The sequence below is a fragment of the Pseudomonas sp. BF-R-01 genome, from assembly GCF_019946615.1.
In the GTDB taxonomy this organism is placed as follows: domain Bacteria; phylum Pseudomonadota; class Gammaproteobacteria; order Pseudomonadales; family Pseudomonadaceae; genus Aquipseudomonas; species Aquipseudomonas migulae.
Genome location: NZ_JAGYFX010000080.1, coordinates 1 through 18251, shown reverse-complemented (window position 1 = coordinate 18251; position 18251 = coordinate 1). Strand labels below are relative to the sequence as shown.

Genomic DNA, 18251 nt, shown 5'->3' with positions numbered 1-18251 from the left:
ACCCGCCGACGCTCTCAGCGCCGGCGGGTTCTGTTCAAGCCTTACTGCAACGGATCGATCGGTGCACTCGTCACCATCGGCGCAGAAGTATTCGGCACGGCGATTTCCACCGGCAGACCATCTTCAGCGGCAACCACATCACGCACCACATCCCAGTTCATGCGCAGGTTGTTGGTGATGTCTTCGCGCTTGAGCATCGCGTTGATCACAGCCGTGTGCTTGTCGACGACCGACGGGTTGCCCTTGTCGTCCAGCGGCGTGTGCGCTTCCAGATACACCTTGCCGCCACTTACACCGAACTTGTACGGGTCGTTGAGAATGCGCACTGACGTGCCGACCGGCACCATGCCTGCCATTTGCAGCACGTTGTTGTTGAACATGCGGAAGCAGCCGTGGCTGGTGCGCATGCCGATGCCGAACTTCTTGTTCGAACCGTGGATCAGGTAGCCCGGTGTGCCCAGGGTGAACTTGAACGGGCCCAGCGGGTTGTCCGGGCCGGCCGGCACGACGTTCGGCAGCGGATCGCCGTCAGCGGCGTGCTCGGCCTTGATCGACGCTGGAGGGGTCCAGGTCGGGTTCGGCGTCTTCGCAACGATGCTGGTGTGGGCAATCGGCGAACCCCAGCCTTCACGACCGATACCCAGCGGGAAGGTGTAGACCACGTTCCGGCCTTTCGGGAAGTAGTAGAGGCGGTATTCAGCCAGGTTGATGACGATGCCTTCACGTGGGCCTGGCGGCAGGATGAAGCGCGTCGGCAGCACGATCTCGGTGCCGGCACCCGGCAACCATGGATCGACGCCCGGGTTGGCCGCAACCATTTCCGAGTAGCCCAGATCGTAGGTGGTGCCAAGGTCGGCGAAGGTGTCTTCGTACTTGGCCTTGATCACTTGCACCTGGCCGATGATGTCTTCACCGGGCGGTGGCAGGGGTAGCTCCAATGCTGCTACGGGGCCAGCCACACAAAGGGCGGCAAGAGTCAGGCAGCGGGTGACGGCAGGAAAGCGCGGCAACATCCGGAAAATCCTTCGCATAATCGACTGGGGTTTAAGAACGCAATTGTACACTGGCGCTCTGGTATTCGGGGAGAGACACCGATAGAGCGTGAATTGGCTGCGATATTTTTTCAGGGGGCATATCCGTTTCTGCGGTAACGGCCGCTAATGGTTTCGCCCTTACGGCGAGTCACTTGGAAGAGCCCCAAGTAACCAAGGGCTCTTGCCCCTTTCGTTCGGTGCCTCGCTGTGGCTCGGCATACCCTCGCTCCGGTCCTGCTCCGTGGGCCCGCCGCCATCGGCCATCCATGGCCGGGGGCGGCTAACCCGGCATCCATGCCGGGTTGCCCACTGCGCAGAACCTCCACTCGGCCTCTCGAGGGGGCGCTCAGATCAAAAGCGGAAGGCGAGCTAACGCTCGGCCTGATGAGTGGTGAAAAGCGAAAGCAAACGCGATTCCCTGTAGGAGCCGGCTTGCCGGCGAAAAACGTCGAGACACCGCGTTCATTCAGACAGCCCGCGTTATCGTTGACGTCCATCGCCAGCAAGCTGGCTCCTACAAGGGAAATGCGTATGTGTTTGGATAAATACGATCCCCTGTAGGAGCCGGCTTGCCGGCGAAAAGCGTCTAGGCGACGCGTTCATTCAGACACCCCGCGTTATCGTTGACGTCCATCGCCAGCAAGCTGGCTCCTACAAGGGAAATGCGTATGTGTTTGGATAAATACGATCCCCTGTAGGAGCCGGCTTGCCGGCGAAAAACGCCCAGACACCGCGTTCATTCAGACAGCCCGCGTTATCGTTGACGTCCATCGCCAGCAAGCTGGCTCCTACAATTTTGAATCGTGTGAACCCAATCCACGTGTAGGAGCCGGCTTGCTGGCGATAGCGGTGAGTCAGTCAACGCATGTATTGGCTGGACTGACGCCATCGCCAGCAAGCCGGCTCCTACAGGGGATCGGTGTACATATCCGGAATGAGGGAACGCGTGCACCAAAGAGCCAGGTCGGCTTTCAGGCCGCCTCGGCGGCTGTGGCGGTAGTCGCCCCCTCGAGAGGCCGAGCGCAGGTTCTGCGCAGTGGGCAACCCGGCATAGATGCCGGGTTAGCCGCGCACGGCCAGGGATGGCCGATCGTGGCGGGCCCACGGAGCAGGACCGGAGCGAGGGCATGCCGAGCATTAGCGAGGCACCGAACGAAAGGGGCAAAAGCGCTTGGTTACTTGGGGCTTTTCCAAGTGACTCGCTGTAAAAGCGAAACCATTAGCGGCCGTTACCGCAGGAATGGATATGTACACCATCAGAAACTCGGCGCTTGGATTTGCGGCAAATCAACCACCACTCATATTCATGAACCGAACAATCTGCACATCCCCCTCCGGAGTGAAATCGTGGCGCAGTGGTTTACCGCGCAAAGCCTTTTGCACCGCATTGATCACCGGCTGGTCATCCAGCGGATAACGCCGCAGCAACCCTCTCAAATCCAGCGCATCGTCCTGCCCCAGACACAACAGCAGCTTGCCTTCCACGGTCATCCGCACCCGGTTGCAAGTACCGCAGAAGTTGTGACTGTTGGGTGAAATGAAACCGATCCGGGTCTCGGGATGGCGTTCCAGCCGCACATAACGCGCCGGCCCGCCGCTGTTTTCCGTGCTGTCGAGCAAGCGATGACGCTGAGCAATCAACGTGCGCACGTCATCACTGGAACAAAACGATTCGCCCCGTGATCGCCCGACGTCGCCCAGCGGCATTTCTTCGATAAAACTGATATCGATGCGCTGGTCGATAGCGTATTGCACCAGCGCCGGGACCTCATCGAAATTGCGCCCCTTCATCACCACGCAGTTGAGCTTGATTCGCTCAAACCCCGCATCCCGCGCCGCTTCGATGCCGCCCAGCACCTGATCGAGATCGCCGTTGCGGGTGATCGCGCGAAATTTCTGCGCGTCCAGGCTGTCGAGGCTGATGTTCATCCGTTTAACACCCGCCTCCACCAACGGCCGTGCCAGGCGGCCCAGCTGCGAGCCGTTGCTGGTCATCACCAGTTCGCGCAAACCGGGCAACGCGGCGATGTTGCGACACAGATCGACAATGCCGGGACGGATCAACGGCTCGCCGCCGGTAAGGCGAATCTTGCGCACGCCCAGGCCAACGAACAACGTTGCCAGGCGCTGCAATTCCTCCAGCGTGAGCACCTGCTGACGCGGCAGGAAGGTCATGTTTTTCGCCATGCAATACACACAACGAAAATCACACCGGTCCGTCACCGACATCCGCAGATAATCGATCTGCCGCCCAAAACCATCCTGCATCACAGCGTTCATCACATCTCCCGGTTAGCCTAGAGGCTCACTGCACCAGCGGTGAGTCAGCGCCCTGCAAATGAATACCGCGAACATCCGCCGCGCCAATCAGGGTTTGCAGGTATTGCACCAGGGCCTTTTGCCAGACGCCCTGCTGCAACTGCGTGCGGATCGCCGTCGACACCGCTTCATAGGGCAACGGCATGCCTTCGATCCGCTGATCGACGCTGACCACATGCCAGCCATAACGACTTTCCAACGGTTTGCTGGCGAGCCCCGGTGCCAGCGTGAACAGCTGCCGCTCCAGTTCCGGCACGGTCTGGCCTTTGCTGATCTGCCCCAGAGAACCACCTTGTGCCTTCGACGGGCAGGCCGAATATTTCACCGCCAGCTCGGCGAAGCTGCCGGGGAAGTCTTCCAGCCGTTGCAGCAGGATTTCTGCCTGGGCATGCGCCAGCTCGCGAGCCTCGGCATCGTCCGGCGCGCATTCCAGCAGGATGTGCCGCACCGCCAGCAACGGCGCGCTGTGAAAGCGCCCGCGATTGTTTTCGTAGTAACGAAGGCTGGTTTGCTCGTCGCATTGCGGCACGATCACCTCGCGTTCGAGCAACAAGCGCGTGGCGGCTTCCTCTTCGTTCTCACCGGCACCGACCTCCAGCGACACGCCCAGTTCGGCAATGCGCTGCTGCAACAACTCGCGGATCACCAGCGCCTTGGCGGCCAGATACACCGCCTCTTCGCGGCTTTCGGCCGGGTGATATTGCAGCTCCTGGGCCATCGCTTCCGGGGTGATCACCACCTCGTTGACGCTGATGATCGGCCACTCCTGCTCACTGCTGGCGATCAGCTGCGCCGGCGCGTCATCGGCCGCCGCAGGCTCAACCGCAAGCTCTTCAAACGGCGCGACATCGTCCGGCACCACAGCCTCTACTTGTTTGGAAGATCCGCAGCCACCGCTGCCGCCGTTACCACCACCACATCCACATCCACCTGACATGATTGTCTCCTCAGAATTTCTGCCGAACGATTTGATAACGGCGTCCCAGGTACCAGACCGGTGCACTGATCACGTGTACGAGACGGGTGAAGGGGAACAGCACAAACAGGGTCAGGCCGAGAAACACGTGCAGCTTGTAGGTCAGCCCGACCGGCGCGATGGAGGCCGCCGCTTCCGTCGGCCGCAACAGCACGGTGTTCTGCGCCCAGTCGGCGAGCATCACCATCACCGAACCGTCCATGTGCGCGGTGGACGCAACGATGGTCAGCAGGCCGAGCAGCAATTGCGCCAATAGCACCAGCAGAATCAGGATGTCCGACGTACTGGACGTGGCGCGGACCCGAGGGTCGCTCAGGCGCCGGTTGACCAGCATCAGCAGGCCGATCAGGCACAACAGGCCGAAGAAGCCGCCGGACACCATCGCCAGCAACTGCTTGTTCTCAGTGCTGATGAAATGGTGATAAACCGACGCAGGCGTCAGCAGGCCGACGAAATGCCCGGCCAGCACGAACAACACACCGATGTGGAAGAAGTTGCTCGCCACACGCATGCCGCGCTGGTTGAGCATTTGGCTGGAGCCCGCCTTCCAGGTGTACTGCGACAGGTCGAAGCGGGCCCAACTGCCGATCAGGCAAATGGCCAAAGCGATATAGGGATAAATCCCGAACAACAACAGGTTCCATTTAGACATTGCCTACCTCCTGGGCTGGCGCGGCGGCCAGCCCTTCATGCTGAAAATCCACCCAGTGCAACGGCACCGCGCTTTCTTCCCGGGCCTTGCCCGGTGCGCTTGGCAGCGAACCGCAACGGTCCTGCTGTTCGGCCTGGAGAAAGTCCACGGCCTCCTCTTCCCAGATTTTGTCGAGGGCTTCGAGCGAGTCGTCGCGCACTTCCGCCGCGACCTGCTCACGCAGGTCGGCCACGGCCTGATGCGGTTCGGCCCCGGCAATCTGCAGCAGCGCCCGGAAGCAACTGGCGTAGGCGCTTTCACGCTCCTCCAGACGCGCCGCGAGCAAGGCCAGCAGGTGCGAGACATCCGCCAGGCCCTCGCGGGCCTCGATGTCTTCGCGAGTGGACAGAAACTCCAGGTACAGCGGGATGTAGTCCGGCAGCTCTTTGACGCCGATGGCAAAACCGGCGTCTTCGTACTGCGCCATCATGTCGACCATGGCCTGGCCACGGTCGCGGGACTCACCGTGCACGTGTTCGAACAACAGCAACGAGAGCGCGCGCCCCCGACCGAACAGCGCACCGTAGTGCTCCTGCCCGTCCATCAGGTCATTGGCGCAGATCAGCTCCAGCAACTCGAACAACGCACCGCGCTGCTTCGGGCTGATTTCCCGCGACTGAATGATCGCCTGCTCCAGTTCGTCGCGGCCGCTGATCAGCGTTTCAGTCGGGTAATCGAGCAGCAGCGAAATCACTTTGAGAATTTGCATGCTCATTCCTCCCACAACTGCACGGTTTTCAGGACGTCGCGACGGTTGGCCTTTTTCGCACCGAACATGTTGGTGTCGGAGCTGCCGCTGCAACCGCTGCCGAAACTGAAACCGCAACCGGAGCGTTCGGCAAAGGCGTCGCTCATGGCGTCTTCGCGGTGGGCGGTCGGTACCACAAAGCGGTCCTCATAGTTGGCGATGGCCAGGTAGCGGTACATTTCCTCGACCTGGTCCACGCTCAAACCGACGTCCGCCAACACTTGCAGGTCTTGCACGCCATCGACTTGCTCGGAACGCTTGTAGGCACGCATCGCCAGCAAGCGTTTCAACGCACGCTTGACCGGTTTTTCATCGCCGGCAGTCAGCAGGTTGGCCAGGTACTTCAGCGGAATACGCAGGCTGTCGACGTCCGGAATCACCCCGTTCATGCCGACGGTGCCAGCGGTTGCGGCGTTTTGAATCGGCGACAGTGGCGGTACGTACCAGACCATCGGCAAGGTGCGGTATTCCGGGTGCAGCGGCAGCGCGAGCTTCCAGTCCACGGCCATTTTGTAGACCGGCGAACGCTGGGCGGAATCGATCACCGACTGCGGTACACCGTCTGCCAGGGCCTGACGGATCACCGCCGGGTCATTCGGATCGAGGAAGATCTCCAGTTGTTTTTCGTACAGATCCTGCTCATTGGCGGTGCTCGCCACTTCGCTGATACGGTCGGCGTCGTACAGCAACACGCCGAGGTAACGGATACGACCGACGCACGTTTCGGCGCACACGGTCGGCATCCCGGCTTCGATACGCGGGTAGCAGAAAATGCACTTCTCGGACTTGCCGCTTTTCCAGTTGAAGTAGATTTTCTTGTACGGGCAGCCGCTGATGCACATGCGCCAGCCGCGGCATTTTTCCTGGTCGATCAGGACAATGCCGTCTTCTTCACGCTTGTAGATCGCCCCGCTCGGGCACGATGCCGCACACGCCGGGTTGAGGCAGTGCTCGCACAGGCGCGGCAAATACATCATGAAGGTGTTTTCGTACTCGCCGTAAATGTCCGCCTGGATCTTGTCGAAGTTCTTGTCCTTGCGACGCTTGGCGAATTCAGTGCCAAGGATTTCTTCCCAGTTCGGGCCCCACTCGATTTTCTCCATGCGCTTGCCGGAGACCAGCGAGCGCGGGCGCGCCGTTGGCTGATGCTCGCCCAGCGGTGCGGTGTGCAGGTGCTGGTAATCGAAGTCGAACGGCTCGTAGTAGTCGTCGAGGCTCGGCAGGTCCGGGTTGGCAAAGATATTGGCCAACACGCGGAACTTGCCGCCGATGCGTGGGTTGATCGAGCCGTTGGCATTGCGGATCCAGCCGCCCTTCCACTTGTCCTGGTTTTCCCATTCTTTCGGGTAGCCGATCCCGGGTTTGCTTTCGACGTTGTTGAACCAGGCGTATTCCATGCCTTCACGGCTGGTCCAGACGTTTTTGCAGGTGATCGAGCAAGTGTGGCAACCGATGCACTTGTCCAGGTTCAGCACCATGCCGATTTGTGAGCGAATCTTCATCTCAGTTCTCCTCGATATCGGTCGGCAGAGGACGCGGCAGGTCATCACCGGACGAACCATCGAGCCAGTCGACTTTGGACATTTTGCGCACCACGACGAACTCGTCGCGGTTGCAACCGACCGTGCCGTAATAGTTGAAACCGTAGGCCTGCTGGGCATAGCCACCGATCATGTGGGTCGGTTTGAGCACGACGCGGGTCACCGAGTTGTGGTGGCCGCCACGGGTCTTGGTGGTTTCCGATCCGGGCACGTTCACGATCCGTTCCTGGGCGTGGTACATCATCACCATGCCGTCCTTGACCCGCTGACTGACCACCGCACGGGCGGTCAGCGCACCGTTGGCGTTGAAGCACTCGATCCAGTCGTTGTCCTCGATGCCGGCGCTTTTCGCGTCGTTCTCCGACAGCCAGACAATCGGGCCGCCACGGCTTAAGGTCAGCATCAACAGGTTGTCGCTGTAGGTGCTGTGGATGCCCCACTTCTGGTGCGGCGTGATCCAGTTCAGGACGATTTCCTTGTGGCCGTTGCTGCGCTTGCCTTTCACCCCGGCGATGGTCCGGGTGTTGACCGGCGGCCGGTAACTCATCAGCTGCTCGCCGAACGCCTGCATCCACGGGTGATCCTGGTAGAACTGCTGGCGACCGGTGATGGTGCGCCATGGAATGGCTTCATGAACGTTGGTGTAACCGGCGTTGTAGCTGACGTGATCGTCTTCGAGCCCCGACCAGGTCGGGCTGGAAATGATCTTGCGTGGCTGCGCCTGGATGTCGCGGAAGCGAATCGCCTCATGCTCCTTGCCCACCGCCAGATGGCTGTGGTCGATGCCGGTGAATTCCGACAGCGCGGCCCAGGCCTTGACCGCTACGTGGCCGTTGGTTTCCGGTGCCAGCGACAGGATCACTTCCGCGGCATCGATGGCCGAGTCGATTTTCGGACGGCCGTGACTGATGCCAGCGTCCCGCTCGTGGTGGTTGAGTTCACCGAGGAACTTCACTTCGGCCTCGGTGTTCCAGTTGATGCCCTTGCCGCCGTTGCCGTGTTTCTCCAGCAATGGCCCGAGGGACGAGAACTGCTTGTAGATGTTCGGGTAGTCACGCTCGACCACGTGCAGGTTCGGTGCGTTTTTACCCGGCACCGGTGCCACGCCTTCGCTTTTCCAGTCGGTGCCGCCAAACGGCTGGGCCAGTTCGCCGACGCTGTCGTGCATCAGCGGAATGGTCACCAGATCCTTTTCGACGCCCAGGTGCCCTTCGGCCATGCTGGAAAACGCCTTGGCGATGCCTTTGTAGATTTCCCAGTCGGAACGCGATTCCCACGCCGGGTCGATCGCGGCCGACAACGGGTGAATGAACGGGTGCATGTCCGAGGTGTTCATGTCGTCTTTTTCGTACCAGGTCGCGGTCGGCAAGACGATGTCGGAATAGACACAGGTCGAAGACATGCGGAAGTCCAGCGTAGTCACCAGATCGAGCTTGCCGATGGCGCCCTCGTCCACCCATTCGGCTTCTTCCGGTTTGCAGTCGCCGACCTGGCCGATGTCTTCGTTCATCACCCCGTTCTTGGTGCCGAGCAGGTACTTGAGCATGTACTCGTGGCCCTTGCCCGAGGAGCCCAGCAGGTTGGAGCGCCAGATGAACATGTTGCGCGGGAAGTTCACCGGGCTGTCCGGTTGCTCGCAAGAGAAGCGCAGCGAACCGTCCTGCAGCGACTTGACCACGTAGTCTTTCGGTTCCATGCCGGCAGCAGCGGCATCACGGCAAATGTGCAGTGGGTTGGTGTTGAGTTGCGGTGCGCTAGGCAACCAGCCGGCGCGTTCGGCGCGGATGTTGTAGTCCAGCGCATGCTCGGGGAATTGCGACTTGTCGGCCAATGGCGAGAGCACGTCGTGCATGCTCATCTTCTCGTGGCGCCACTGCGAGCTGTGGGCGTAGAAGAAGCTGGTGCCGTTCATTTGCCGTGGTGGACGGTTCCAGTCCAGGCCGAAAGCCAGGGGCAGCCAGCCGCATTGCGGACGGAGTTTTTCCTGGCCGACGTAGTGCGCCCAACCGCCACCGGTCTGACCGACACACCCGCAGAGCATGAGCATGTTGATCAGCCCGCGGTAGTTCATGTCCATGTGGTACCAGTGATTCATCGCCGCGCCGACGATGATCATCGAGCGGCCCTTGGTCTTGTCGGCGTTATCGGCAAACTCACGGGCAATCTGGATCGCTTTCTCGCGGCTGACGCCGGTGATCTGCTCCTGCCAGGCCGGGGTGCCGGGCACCGAGGCGTCGTTGTAATCCTTGGCGACGTTTTCGCCACCCAGGCCACGGTCGATCGCCAGGTTAGCGGCCGACAGGTCGAACACGGTGGCGACTTTGGCCACGCTGCCGTCAGCCAGAACGAGGCTGTGCACCGGCACACGACGGTATTGCACGGCATCGCCGGCCACGTGCTGGAAGTGCTCGTGGGACTCGCCGGCAAAATACGGGAACGCCACTTCGGCCACGTCATCGCCGATCAGGCTCAGTTTCAGATCGATCTCGCGGCCTTCACCACCCTCACGCGGCAGGATGTTCCACTTGCCCTTCTCGCCCCAGCGATAACCGATGGAGCCCTGAGGGGACACCAGTTCGCCGCTGGTATCCAGGGCGATGGTTTTCCATTCCGGGTTGTTTTCCTGGCCGAGGTTGTCGGTCAAGTCACTGGCGCGCAGGAAGCGGTCCGGCTGGTAACCGGCGCCCGGCGCCTTGTCGGCCATTTGCTTGAGCAGCACCAGCACCGGCAGATCGGTGAAGCGCTTGGCGTAGTCAGTGAAATAGGCGCTCGGTTTGTCCAGGTGGAATTCTTTGAAGATCACATGGTTGAAGGCTTGCGCCAGCGCCGCGTCGGTGCCCTGCTTGGGGTTCAGCCACAGGTCGGTGAGCTTGGCGACTTCCGAATAGTCCGGGGTGATCGCCACGGTCTTGGTGCCCTTGTAACGGACTTCGGTGAAGAAGTGCGCATCGGGGGTACGGGTCTGCGGAACGTTGGAACCCCAGGCAATGATGTAGTTGGAGTTGTACCAGTCGGCCGATTCCGGCACGTCGGTCTGCTCGCCCCAAACCATCGGCGAGGCCGGTGGCAAGTCGCAGTACCAGTCGTAGAAGCTCAGGCAGGCGCCGCCGATCAGCGACAGGTAACGCGAACCTGCGGCGTAGCTGACCATCGACATGGCCGGGATCGGCGAGAACCCGACGATCCGGTCGGGGCCGTACTGTTTGATGGTGTAGACGTTGGACGCCGCGATGATCTCGTTGACTTCGTCCCAGCTGGAACGAATGAAGCCGCCCATGCCGCGCTTGCTTTTATAGGAGTCGGCCTTGGCCTTGTCCTCGACAATGCTGGCCCAGGCTTCGACCGGCGCCATGGTCTGGCGCGCATCGCGCCAGAGCTTGAGCAACGGCTTGCGGATTTTCGGGTACTTGAGCCGGTTGGCGCTGTAGATGTACCAACTGTAACTGGCGCCACGCGGGCAGCCACGAGGCTCATGGTTGGGCAGGTCGTTGCGGGTACGCGGGTAGTCGGTCTGCTGGGTTTCCCAGGTGATCAGGCCGTTCTTCACGTAGATCTTCCACGAGCAAGACCCGGTGCAGTTCACCCCGTGGGTGGAACGCACGATCTTGTCGTACTGCCAGCGCGAACGGTAGACGTTCTCCCAGTCGCGCGACTCTTTGCGGGTCTCTCCATGACCCTCGGAAAACTCGTTTTGCTTGCGATTGAAAAACCGCAATTGATCCAGTAAATGACTCACGGTGTAGTCCTCTCAGGCTTGCTGCGGGGTTCTGTGCCCCGCCCACGCAATGGTTGGATTCGGGTCGTCTCAGCAGGGTGTCGCGGCGCCTTTGCGCGCGTACCACCACCAGGTCACGACGATGCAGCTCAGGTAAAAACCGACGAACATGTAGAAGGCCATCTCCGGTCCGCCGGTCTGGGCCATCGAAGTGCCGAAGGATTTGGGAATGAAGAACGCACCGAAGGCGCCCATGGCCGAACTGAAGCCCAGGACGGCGGCGGACTCTTTGCCGGCATTCTTGAGTGCTTGTTCGCGTACGGCCGGGGATTTTCCGGCAGCGGCTTTTTCATGCTGGGTGCGGAAGATCACCGGGATCATGCGGAAGGTGGAGCCGTTGCCCACGCCGGTGGTGATGAACAGCAGCATGAACATGCCGAGGAAGCCGTAGAAGTTGCCGCCCGTACCGTTCTGCGGCAGGAAGTGCATGACACCGAAGACCATCACGATCATCGCGACGAAGTTCCACAGGGTCACTTTTGCGCCGCCGAGCTTGTCTGCCAGCCAGCCGCCCAATGGACGCACGAGCGCACCCACCAATGGGCCGAGGAAGGCGAATTTCAGCGCGATCACGTCAGGGAACGAGGTTTTGATCAGCAATGGAAACGCAGCGGAAAAACCGATGAACGAACCGAAGGTCGCCAGGTACAACCAGCACATCAGCCAGTTGTGCTTGCGTTTGAAGATCACCGCTTGCTCGCTGAACGAGGCCCGCGCACTGGACAAATCGTTCATGCCGAACCAGGCCAGCACCGTCACCAGGACAATGAACGGCACCCAGATGAACCCGGCGTTCTGCAGCCACAATTGGCCACCGTCCGGCAGGGTTTGCGGATTGCCGCCCATGACGCCGAACACGCCGAAGGTGATCACCAGTGGTACGCAGAACTGCATCACCGAGACACCCAGGTTACCCAACCCGGCGTTGAGGCCCAGGGCCGTGCCTTGCTGGGACTTTGGGTAGAAGAAGCTGATGTTGGACATGCTCGAGGCGAAGTTGCCGCCGCCAAAACCGCAGAGCAAGGCAATCCATACAAACACGCTGTACGGGGTGCCCGGGTCCTGCACCGCGAAGCCCATCCAGATCGATGGCACCAGCAACGATGCGGTGCTCAGGGCGGTCCAGCGCCGGCCACCGAAGATCGGCACCATAAAGGAATAGAAGACGCGCAAGGTCGCGCCGGACAGGCCCGGCAACGCCGCCAGCCAGAACAACTGGTCGGTGGTGAAGGTGAAGCCGATGGCGTTCAGGCGCACGATCACCGTGCTCCAGACCATCCACACCGCGAAGGCCAACAGCAGCGCGGGAATGGAGATCCACAGGTTGCGCGTGGCGGTCTGTTTGCCGCTGCTTCCCCAGAACGCAGGGTCCTCGGGGCGCCAGTCATGAATGACCGGCCCTTTATCAGGCTTTTGCAGAACGGACATGTTGTTCTCCTTGGGCAATGCTGGAAATCGGGGACGGGGTCAGCGTCGGCGCTTTACCAAGCACCGGGCTTTTGCGCATTTCGCTGAAGTACATCCAGGTGAGGGAGACCCAGACCACGCCGTACATCAACATGAAGCAGGACGAGCGCACGCCGGTGAGGTCCACCAGGGCGCCAAACATGATCGGCAACACGAAACCGCCCAGGCCACCGGCCAGACCGACGATGCCGGACACCGCACCCATATTTTTCGGGTAGTCATTGGCGATGTATTTGAAGACCGAGGCCTTGCCGAACGCGAAGGCAATGCCCATGACGAACAGCAGCACGGTGAACAGCGCGGGGTTGAGGCCGATGTGGAAATCCACGGTGCCGTTGATGGTCTGCACTTGCAGTTGGGTCTGTGGGTACGAGAGCAGGAACAGGCAGATCCAGCTGACCCACAACACCCACCAGGTCACGCTTTGCGCGCCCCAGCGATCCGACATCCAGCCGCCGACGGCACGCAGCACGCCACCGGGCAGGGAAAAACACGCCGCCAGCAGCGCCGCGCTTTGCAGGCTGAAACCGTATTCCTGCACGTAGTACTTGGTCATCCACAGCGCGAGGGCCACATAACCGCCGAAGACGATCGAGTAGTACTGGCAGTAGCGCCACACCGCAGGATCTTTCAGCGAACGCAGTTGCTCACGCAGCGTGGCGCCCGAGGCACTGCGGTGGTCCTTGTTTTCGGCACTGAGGAACCAGAACGACAGCGCAGTGATGAAGAGGATGGCGCTGAAGACTTTCGGCACCAGCTGCCAACTGCCGGCGGCGATCAAGGCCGGGGCGAGAAATTTGGTGACCGCAGCCCCGGCGTTACCGGCGCCGAAGATGCCCATGGCGAAGCCCTGGTTCTCTTTGTCGAACCACTTGGCGACGTAGGCAATCCCGACCGAGAACGAGCCACCGGCCAAACCGACGAACAGGCCCAGCAGCAAAAACTGCCAATAGGCGGTGGCGTGGCTGATCAGGTACAGCGGTGCGACGCAGGACAGCATCAGCAGAAAGAACACGCTGCGCCCGCCAAAGCGGTCGGTCAGCAGCCCCAGCGGCAAACGCACCAGCGAGCCGGTCAAGACCGGGGTCGCGGCCAGCAGGCCGAACTGGGTTTCGTTGAGCTGGAGCAGTTCCTTGATCGGCACACCGAGCACGGCAAACATCATCCAGACCATGAAACATACAGTGAAGGCCAGCGTGCTCATGCCCAGCACCAAGCCTTGTCGTACACGGGGTTGGGTCACAATGCTCTCCAGTCAGTTAGCCATGGCGGCAGACTAGAGAGAGCAACCCCGTAAAAACTTGATCCACGTCAACGAAGCCCAAGCGGGCCCAAGCCTATGCTTGCACTGCCTACCTCCAAGGAGGTAGACCGGAGAATGCTTAAAACCCCTTGTTTATCAGCGTTTTAACTTTTTCCACCCAGTGTTCTGTCGACAGGGAGCCGTCGACAACTCTTTAGAGGTAGCGCACCCGGGATCGGTGGTTTTCTTTAGATCGCCTTCGCGGGCAAGCCTCGCTCCTACAGGTTGCCGGCGTTTCAGTGATCGATACCTAACCTGTAGGAGCGAGGCTTGCCCGCGAAGAGGCCATAACAAACAACCTCACTCTGGAGCTGCACATGCTCTGCTTTCTGTTCCTTTCCCGGGACCTGCGCCGATGATTCGCTGGTTGCGCAGCTCCTTGCCCGCCCGCGCCGGGCTCGCGGTGATCCTGATCGCCGTGCTCGCGCTCGCCAGCTCGTTGAGCGCCGGGTTGATCGCCTGGTTCAGCCAGGGTGATGCCGCCGCCATCAACACGGCGGGCTCGGTGCGCATGGAAACCTACCACCTGAGCTGGAAACTCGCCGCCGGTGCCACCGATGAAGAAATCATCGGCATCACCGACAGCCTGCAACGTCGCCTCAACAGCCAGTCACTCAAGGCCGTGCTGGAAGATGGCCCGACCACCGCGTTGCAAACCAGCTATAGGCAACTCCAGCAACAATGGAGCGAGACGTTGCGCCCGGCACTGGAACGCGGCGATGCCGTGGCGTTTCAAGCCCAGGCCCGGCCGTTCGTTGAGCAACTGAACCAGTTCGTCAGCCTGCTCCAGCGCCAGAGCGAGCAAAAGCAGGGCTGGCAACAAGTGATCCAGGGCATGGCGCTGTTCACCACCATGATTGTCCTGCTGATCGGTTTGTACGAGTTGCAGTACGGCGTCGTCACGCCCCTCAAGGAATTGGTGGACGCAACCCAGCGCTTTCGACGCGGTGATTTCAAGGTGCGGGTCAACCATCAGTCCCAGGACGAACTGGGCCAGTTGGCCACGAGCTTCAACGCCATGGCCGAAACGATTGAAGAGTCGCATCGCACGCTGGAAAGTCAGGTCCGGCAAAAAACCCTGAACCTGCAACAGGCCAACGCCGCGCTGGAGTTGCTCTATCAAAGCAGCCGCAGCCTGGCCACACGCCTGGCCAATGCCGAAGGGCTGGACGAGTTGATCCGGCGCTTCCAGCAACGCCTGCCGGGCTTGCGCCTGTCGCTGTGCTTGCAAGGTCAGGCGCAGGCGCCTGCCCAGCAACTGATCGCCCTGCATGGCGCCAACATCCGCGACGTCTGCGCCAGCAGCGATTGCGCCACGTGCCAGAAACACCACGACGCGAGGCCGCAATCCTTCAGCATCAGCAACCAGGGCAGCGAACTGGGTGAACTCAAGGCTTACTTTGTCGACGGCCACCCCACGCAAGCCTGGGAAACCCAACTGATCCAGGCCCTGGCCAACCTGATCGGCACTTCGCTCTCACTCAAGCGCCAACGGGAACAGGATCATCGGCTGCTGTTGCTGGAAGAGCGCACGATCATCGCCCGCGAACTGCACGACTCACTGGCCCAGGCCCTGTCCTACATGAAGCTGCAAGTCAGCCGCATGCAGACCCTGATGCGCCGGGGCGAGCCGGTGCAGACCCTGGAAAACGTCACCGCCGAATTGCGCGAAGGACTGAACAATGCCTACCGCCAATTGCGCGAACTGCTGACCACCTTCCGCCTGCAGATTCACGATGCCGGGCTGGTGCAGGAGCTCAAGGACACCGCCGCAGAATTCTCCCGTCGCGGCGAATTCCAGGTGCACCTGCACGTCGATGCGCTGGCCTTTCAGCTCTCGGCCAGCGAGCAGATCCACATTTTGCAGATCACCCGCGAGGCGCTCTCCAATTGCCTGCGCCACGCTCACGCGCAAAACGCCTGGCTGGAACTGCGTCAGGACGGCGAAACCGTGAGGCTTTCGGTCGAGGATGACGGGCGCGGCTTCAGCGGCGACGTCGACCAGCGCGAACATCACGGCCTGAACATCATGGATGAGCGGGCGCGGAGCTTGCGCGGCCACTTGCACATATTTTCCAGGGAGCCTCAAGGCACCCTCGTCCAGCTGGAATTCCACCCGGAATTTCTCGGACAGCACACAGAAGGTAGCGTCACATGAACCCGTCCCCACACCATAGAATCCTGCTGGTAGACGACCATCCCATGATGCGTCGCGGCATCCGTCAAATGCTCGAACTGGAAGATGACTTCCTGATCGTCGGCGAAGCCAACCATGGCGAGGAAGCGCTCAGCCTGATCGAACCGCTGCAACCGGACCTGGTGTTGCTCGACAACAACATGCCGCAAATGAACGGCATTGAAACCCTGCGTCGACTGCGCGCGATGCACTACACCGGCAAGGTGTTGCTGTTCACCGTGTCGGACGCCGAAGACGATATTCGCGACGCGTTGCGCCTGGATGCCGACGGTTATCTGCTCAAGGACATGGAGCCCGAACTGTTGATCCAGTACATCCGCGAAGCGTTGGACGGTGCATTGGTCATCAGCCCCGGCCTGACCCAGGTCATGGCCCAGGCGTTGCGCTCGCCGCCACGCCAGGCGGTGGTCGAACTGACCGACCGCGAACGCCAGGTGTTGAAAACCATCGCCAGCGGCTTCAGCAACAAGGTCATCGGGCACAAGCTGGGCATCACCGAAGGGACGGTCAAGGTTCACGTCAAGAACCTGCTGCACAAACTCGGTTTGCGCTCGCGGGTCGAGGCGGCGGTGTGGGCCATGGAGCATCTGCGCAGTGCAGGCTGACGGCCATGCCTCCTTGGAGGTAGGCCTGCAGAGGCATAGGTCAACCGGCCTGCGCTCTCTACTATGACCGTCAGCGGAGGTACGCCATGCTGACCCACCCTTCCATCGTTTTAACGTTGCGCCGTCATCATCTGTTCAGCCAATTGCCGGAGAAAGTCTTCGAGGAAGTCTGTGCCCTGGCCATGCTCAAGCGCCTGCCTTGTCACAGCACGCTCATGCATCAGGGCGATCCGGCCAAACGCTTTTTTCTGCTGGTCAGCGGCCAGGTCAAGTTGTACCGGCTCACTGGCGAAGGCCAGGAAAACCTGGTGGAGATCATCCAGCCTGGACAAACCTTTGCCGAAGCGCTGCTTTTCAGCCAGGCCCGGCTCTACCCGGTGAGCGCCACCGCGTTGAAGGACAGCGTGCTGGTCAGCATCGAGGGCACCCACTATCGCAATGCGCTGGAGGACCAGCCGAAAGTCTGCCTGGCGATTCTGGCGAGTATGAGCGTGCACCTGCACTTGCGGCTGCGGGACATCGACACCTTGACCATGGCGAGCGCGAGTCGTCGGGTGATCAATTTCCTGTTTCAGGAACGCAACCCGGTCACCGGCCAGATTGTCTTGCAGATGTCCAAACGCCTGGTGGCGTCGAAGCTGGGGATTCAGCCGGAAACCTTTTCGCGGATTTTGCATCGCCTGGTGGACAGCGGCCTGATCGCCATGGAGCGACGCCACATCAGCATCCTCGCGGAAGAGGACCTGGCGGCGTTCCAGTAACCGGAATTGACTGCCATCAATGCGCAATGCCCTGTGCCTTGCACACTTGAACACCCCATCAACGGAGAGCGTCAATGCCCCCTTCGACTTTGCCTCTGGTCTATGCCTGTTCCGGCTGTTCCAATGTTGCGCAACTGGCCAACACATTGGCTGTGCGCCTGGATCGCAGTGGCGTTGCTGAAATGTCCTGCATTGCCGGTGTCGGCGGGCATGTGGCCGCGCTGGTCAACAAGGCGCGGTCGGGGCGGCGGATTTTTGCGCTGGATGGTTGCCCGCTGCAATGTGTCGAGAACTGTCTGAAGCAGCATGGTTTGCATGCGGATGTGCATTTGATTCTGAGTCATTACGGGTTGCGTAAGCGTTATGGCGAGGATTGCACCGAGGCGCAGAGCGATGAGTTGTTTGAGGGGATCAGGGGGTTGATTGTCAGTGATACCCGGCAGCATCAAGTCTCTGAACATATGACTTGAGAGCAGCGCGGATCAAATGTAGGAGCGAGACCGGCTTGCCGGCGATGGCTTTGTGTCAGGCGCCGAATTTTTTTCAGGTGTACATATCCATTGCTGCGGTAACGGCCGCTAATGGTTTCGCTCTTACAGCGAGTCACTTGGAAAAGCGCCAAGTAACCAAGCGCTCTTGCCCCTTTCGTTCGGTGCCTCGCCTAGGCTCGGCATACCCTCGCTCCGGTCCTGCTCCGTGGGCCCGCCGCCATCGGCCATCCATGGCCGGGGGCGGCTAACCCGGCATCCATGCCGGGTTGCCCACTGCGCAGAACCTCCACTCGGCCTCTCGAGGGGGCGCTCAGATCAAAAGCTGAAGGCGAGCTAACGCTCG

13 protein-coding genes are annotated in these 18251 nt (G+C 60.9%); 4 read left to right on the top strand and 9 right to left on the bottom strand.

Annotated features, from left to right (window positions below):
* Positions 1 to 41: 41 nt before the first annotated feature.
* The 9 genes from KGB27_RS23410 to KGB27_RS23370 form a co-directional block, all read right to left on the bottom strand.
* Positions 42 to 1013 carry a L,D-transpeptidase family protein gene (locus tag KGB27_RS23410; RefSeq protein ID WP_008031383.1) on the bottom strand — a complete coding sequence of 324 codons (972 nt, stop codon included), beginning with the start codon at positions 1011 to 1013 and terminating at the stop codon, positions 42 to 44.
* Between the two features lie 1308 nt (positions 1014 to 2321).
* Positions 2322 to 3314 (bottom strand): GTP 3',8-cyclase MoaA, encoded by a 993-nt coding sequence (gene moaA / locus KGB27_RS23405; RefSeq protein ID WP_008031001.1) that lies wholly within the window; start codon positions 3312 to 3314, stop codon positions 2322 to 2324.
* A 25-nt stretch (positions 3315 to 3339) separates the two neighbouring features.
* Positions 3340 to 4290 (bottom strand): peptidylprolyl isomerase, encoded by a 951-nt coding sequence (locus KGB27_RS23400; RefSeq protein WP_008043734.1) that lies wholly within the window; start codon positions 4288 to 4290, stop codon positions 3340 to 3342.
* A gap of 10 nt (positions 4291 to 4300) precedes the next feature.
* Complete coding sequence (narI, locus tag KGB27_RS23395) at positions 4301 to 4981, bottom strand: respiratory nitrate reductase subunit gamma (RefSeq protein ID WP_223556511.1); 681 nt, start codon at positions 4979 to 4981, stop codon at positions 4301 to 4303.
* Positions 4974 to 5729 (bottom strand): nitrate reductase molybdenum cofactor assembly chaperone, encoded by a 756-nt coding sequence (gene narJ, locus KGB27_RS23390; RefSeq protein WP_223556509.1) that lies wholly within the window; start codon positions 5727 to 5729, stop codon positions 4974 to 4976. Before narJ ends, narI begins: the two co-directional genes overlap by 8 nt.
* Before the next feature lie 2 nt (positions 5730 to 5731).
* The gene (narH, locus tag KGB27_RS23385) at positions 5732 to 7270 is read right to left on the bottom strand and encodes a nitrate reductase subunit beta (protein ID WP_008030993.1); all 1539 of its coding nucleotides are present in this window, start codon (positions 7268 to 7270) and stop codon (positions 5732 to 5734) included.
* Between the two features lies 1 nt (position 7271).
* The gene (locus tag KGB27_RS23380) at positions 7272 to 11045 is read right to left on the bottom strand and encodes a nitrate reductase subunit alpha (protein WP_008043732.1); all 3774 of its coding nucleotides are present in this window, start codon (positions 11043 to 11045) and stop codon (positions 7272 to 7274) included.
* A 69-nt stretch (positions 11046 to 11114) separates the two neighbouring features.
* A complete protein-coding gene (locus KGB27_RS23375; protein WP_192418225.1) occupies positions 11115 to 12512 on the bottom strand; it encodes a NarK family nitrate/nitrite MFS transporter in 1398 nt (465 codons plus the stop codon).
* Positions 12490 to 13794 carry an MFS transporter gene (locus KGB27_RS23370; RefSeq protein ID WP_008030986.1) on the bottom strand — a complete coding sequence of 435 codons (1305 nt, stop codon included), beginning with the start codon at positions 13792 to 13794 and terminating at the stop codon, positions 12490 to 12492. The genes KGB27_RS23375 and KGB27_RS23370 overlap by 23 nt, the downstream gene beginning before the upstream one ends.
* 415 nt (positions 13795 to 14209) lie before the next feature.
* On the opposite strand from KGB27_RS23370, the gene KGB27_RS23365 reads away from it, so the two are divergent.
* From KGB27_RS23365 to KGB27_RS23350, 4 genes are all read left to right on the top strand, one after another.
* Positions 14210 to 16012, top strand: coding sequence for a HAMP domain-containing protein (locus tag KGB27_RS23365; protein ID WP_223556507.1), 1803 nt, complete (start codon positions 14210 to 14212; stop codon positions 16010 to 16012).
* Positions 16009 to 16656, top strand: coding sequence for a two-component system response regulator NarL (narL, locus tag KGB27_RS23360; protein WP_192226472.1), 648 nt, complete (start codon positions 16009 to 16011; stop codon positions 16654 to 16656). The genes KGB27_RS23365 and narL overlap by 4 nt, the downstream gene beginning before the upstream one ends.
* Positions 16657 to 16742: 86 nt before the next feature.
* Complete coding sequence (locus KGB27_RS23355; protein ID WP_008030978.1) at positions 16743 to 17417, top strand: Crp/Fnr family transcriptional regulator; 675 nt, start codon at positions 16743 to 16745, stop codon at positions 17415 to 17417.
* 74 nt (positions 17418 to 17491) lie between these two features.
* The gene (locus KGB27_RS23350; RefSeq protein ID WP_223452574.1) at positions 17492 to 17887 is read left to right on the top strand and encodes a putative zinc-binding protein; all 396 of its coding nucleotides are present in this window, start codon (positions 17492 to 17494) and stop codon (positions 17885 to 17887) included.
* Positions 17888 to 18251 lie beyond the last annotated feature (364 nt).

What these genes read in the sequence shown, in the direction of transcription:
- KGB27_RS23410 (WP_008031383.1), bottom strand. Translation starts at nt 1,013, where the DNA reads ATGTTGCCGCGCTTTCCTGCCGTCACCCGCTGCCTGACTCTTGCCGCC.
- moaA (WP_008031001.1), bottom strand. Translation starts at nt 3,314, where the DNA reads ATGAACGCTGTGATGCAGGATGGTTTTGGGCGGCAGATCGATTATCTG.
- KGB27_RS23400 (WP_008043734.1), bottom strand. Translation starts at nt 4,290, where the DNA reads ATGTCAGGTGGATGTGGATGTGGTGGTGGTAACGGCGGCAGCGGTGGC.
- narI (WP_223556511.1), bottom strand. Translation starts at nt 4,981, where the DNA reads ATGTCTAAATGGAACCTGTTGTTGTTCGGGATTTATCCCTATATCGCT.
- narJ (WP_223556509.1), bottom strand. Translation starts at nt 5,729, where the DNA reads ATGCAAATTCTCAAAGTGATTTCGCTGCTGCTCGATTACCCGACTGAA.
- narH (WP_008030993.1), bottom strand. Translation starts at nt 7,270, where the DNA reads ATGAAGATTCGCTCACAAATCGGCATGGTGCTGAACCTGGACAAGTGC.
- KGB27_RS23375 (WP_192418225.1), bottom strand. Translation starts at nt 12,512, where the DNA reads ATGTCCGTTCTGCAAAAGCCTGATAAAGGGCCGGTCATTCATGACTGG.
- KGB27_RS23365 (WP_223556507.1), top strand. Translation starts at nt 14,210, where the DNA reads ATGATTCGCTGGTTGCGCAGCTCCTTGCCCGCCCGCGCCGGGCTCGCG.
- narL (WP_192226472.1), top strand. Translation starts at nt 16,009, where the DNA reads ATGAACCCGTCCCCACACCATAGAATCCTGCTGGTAGACGACCATCCC.
- KGB27_RS23355 (WP_008030978.1), top strand. Translation starts at nt 16,743, where the DNA reads ATGCTGACCCACCCTTCCATCGTTTTAACGTTGCGCCGTCATCATCTG.
- KGB27_RS23350 (WP_223452574.1), top strand. Translation starts at nt 17,492, where the DNA reads ATGCCCCCTTCGACTTTGCCTCTGGTCTATGCCTGTTCCGGCTGTTCC.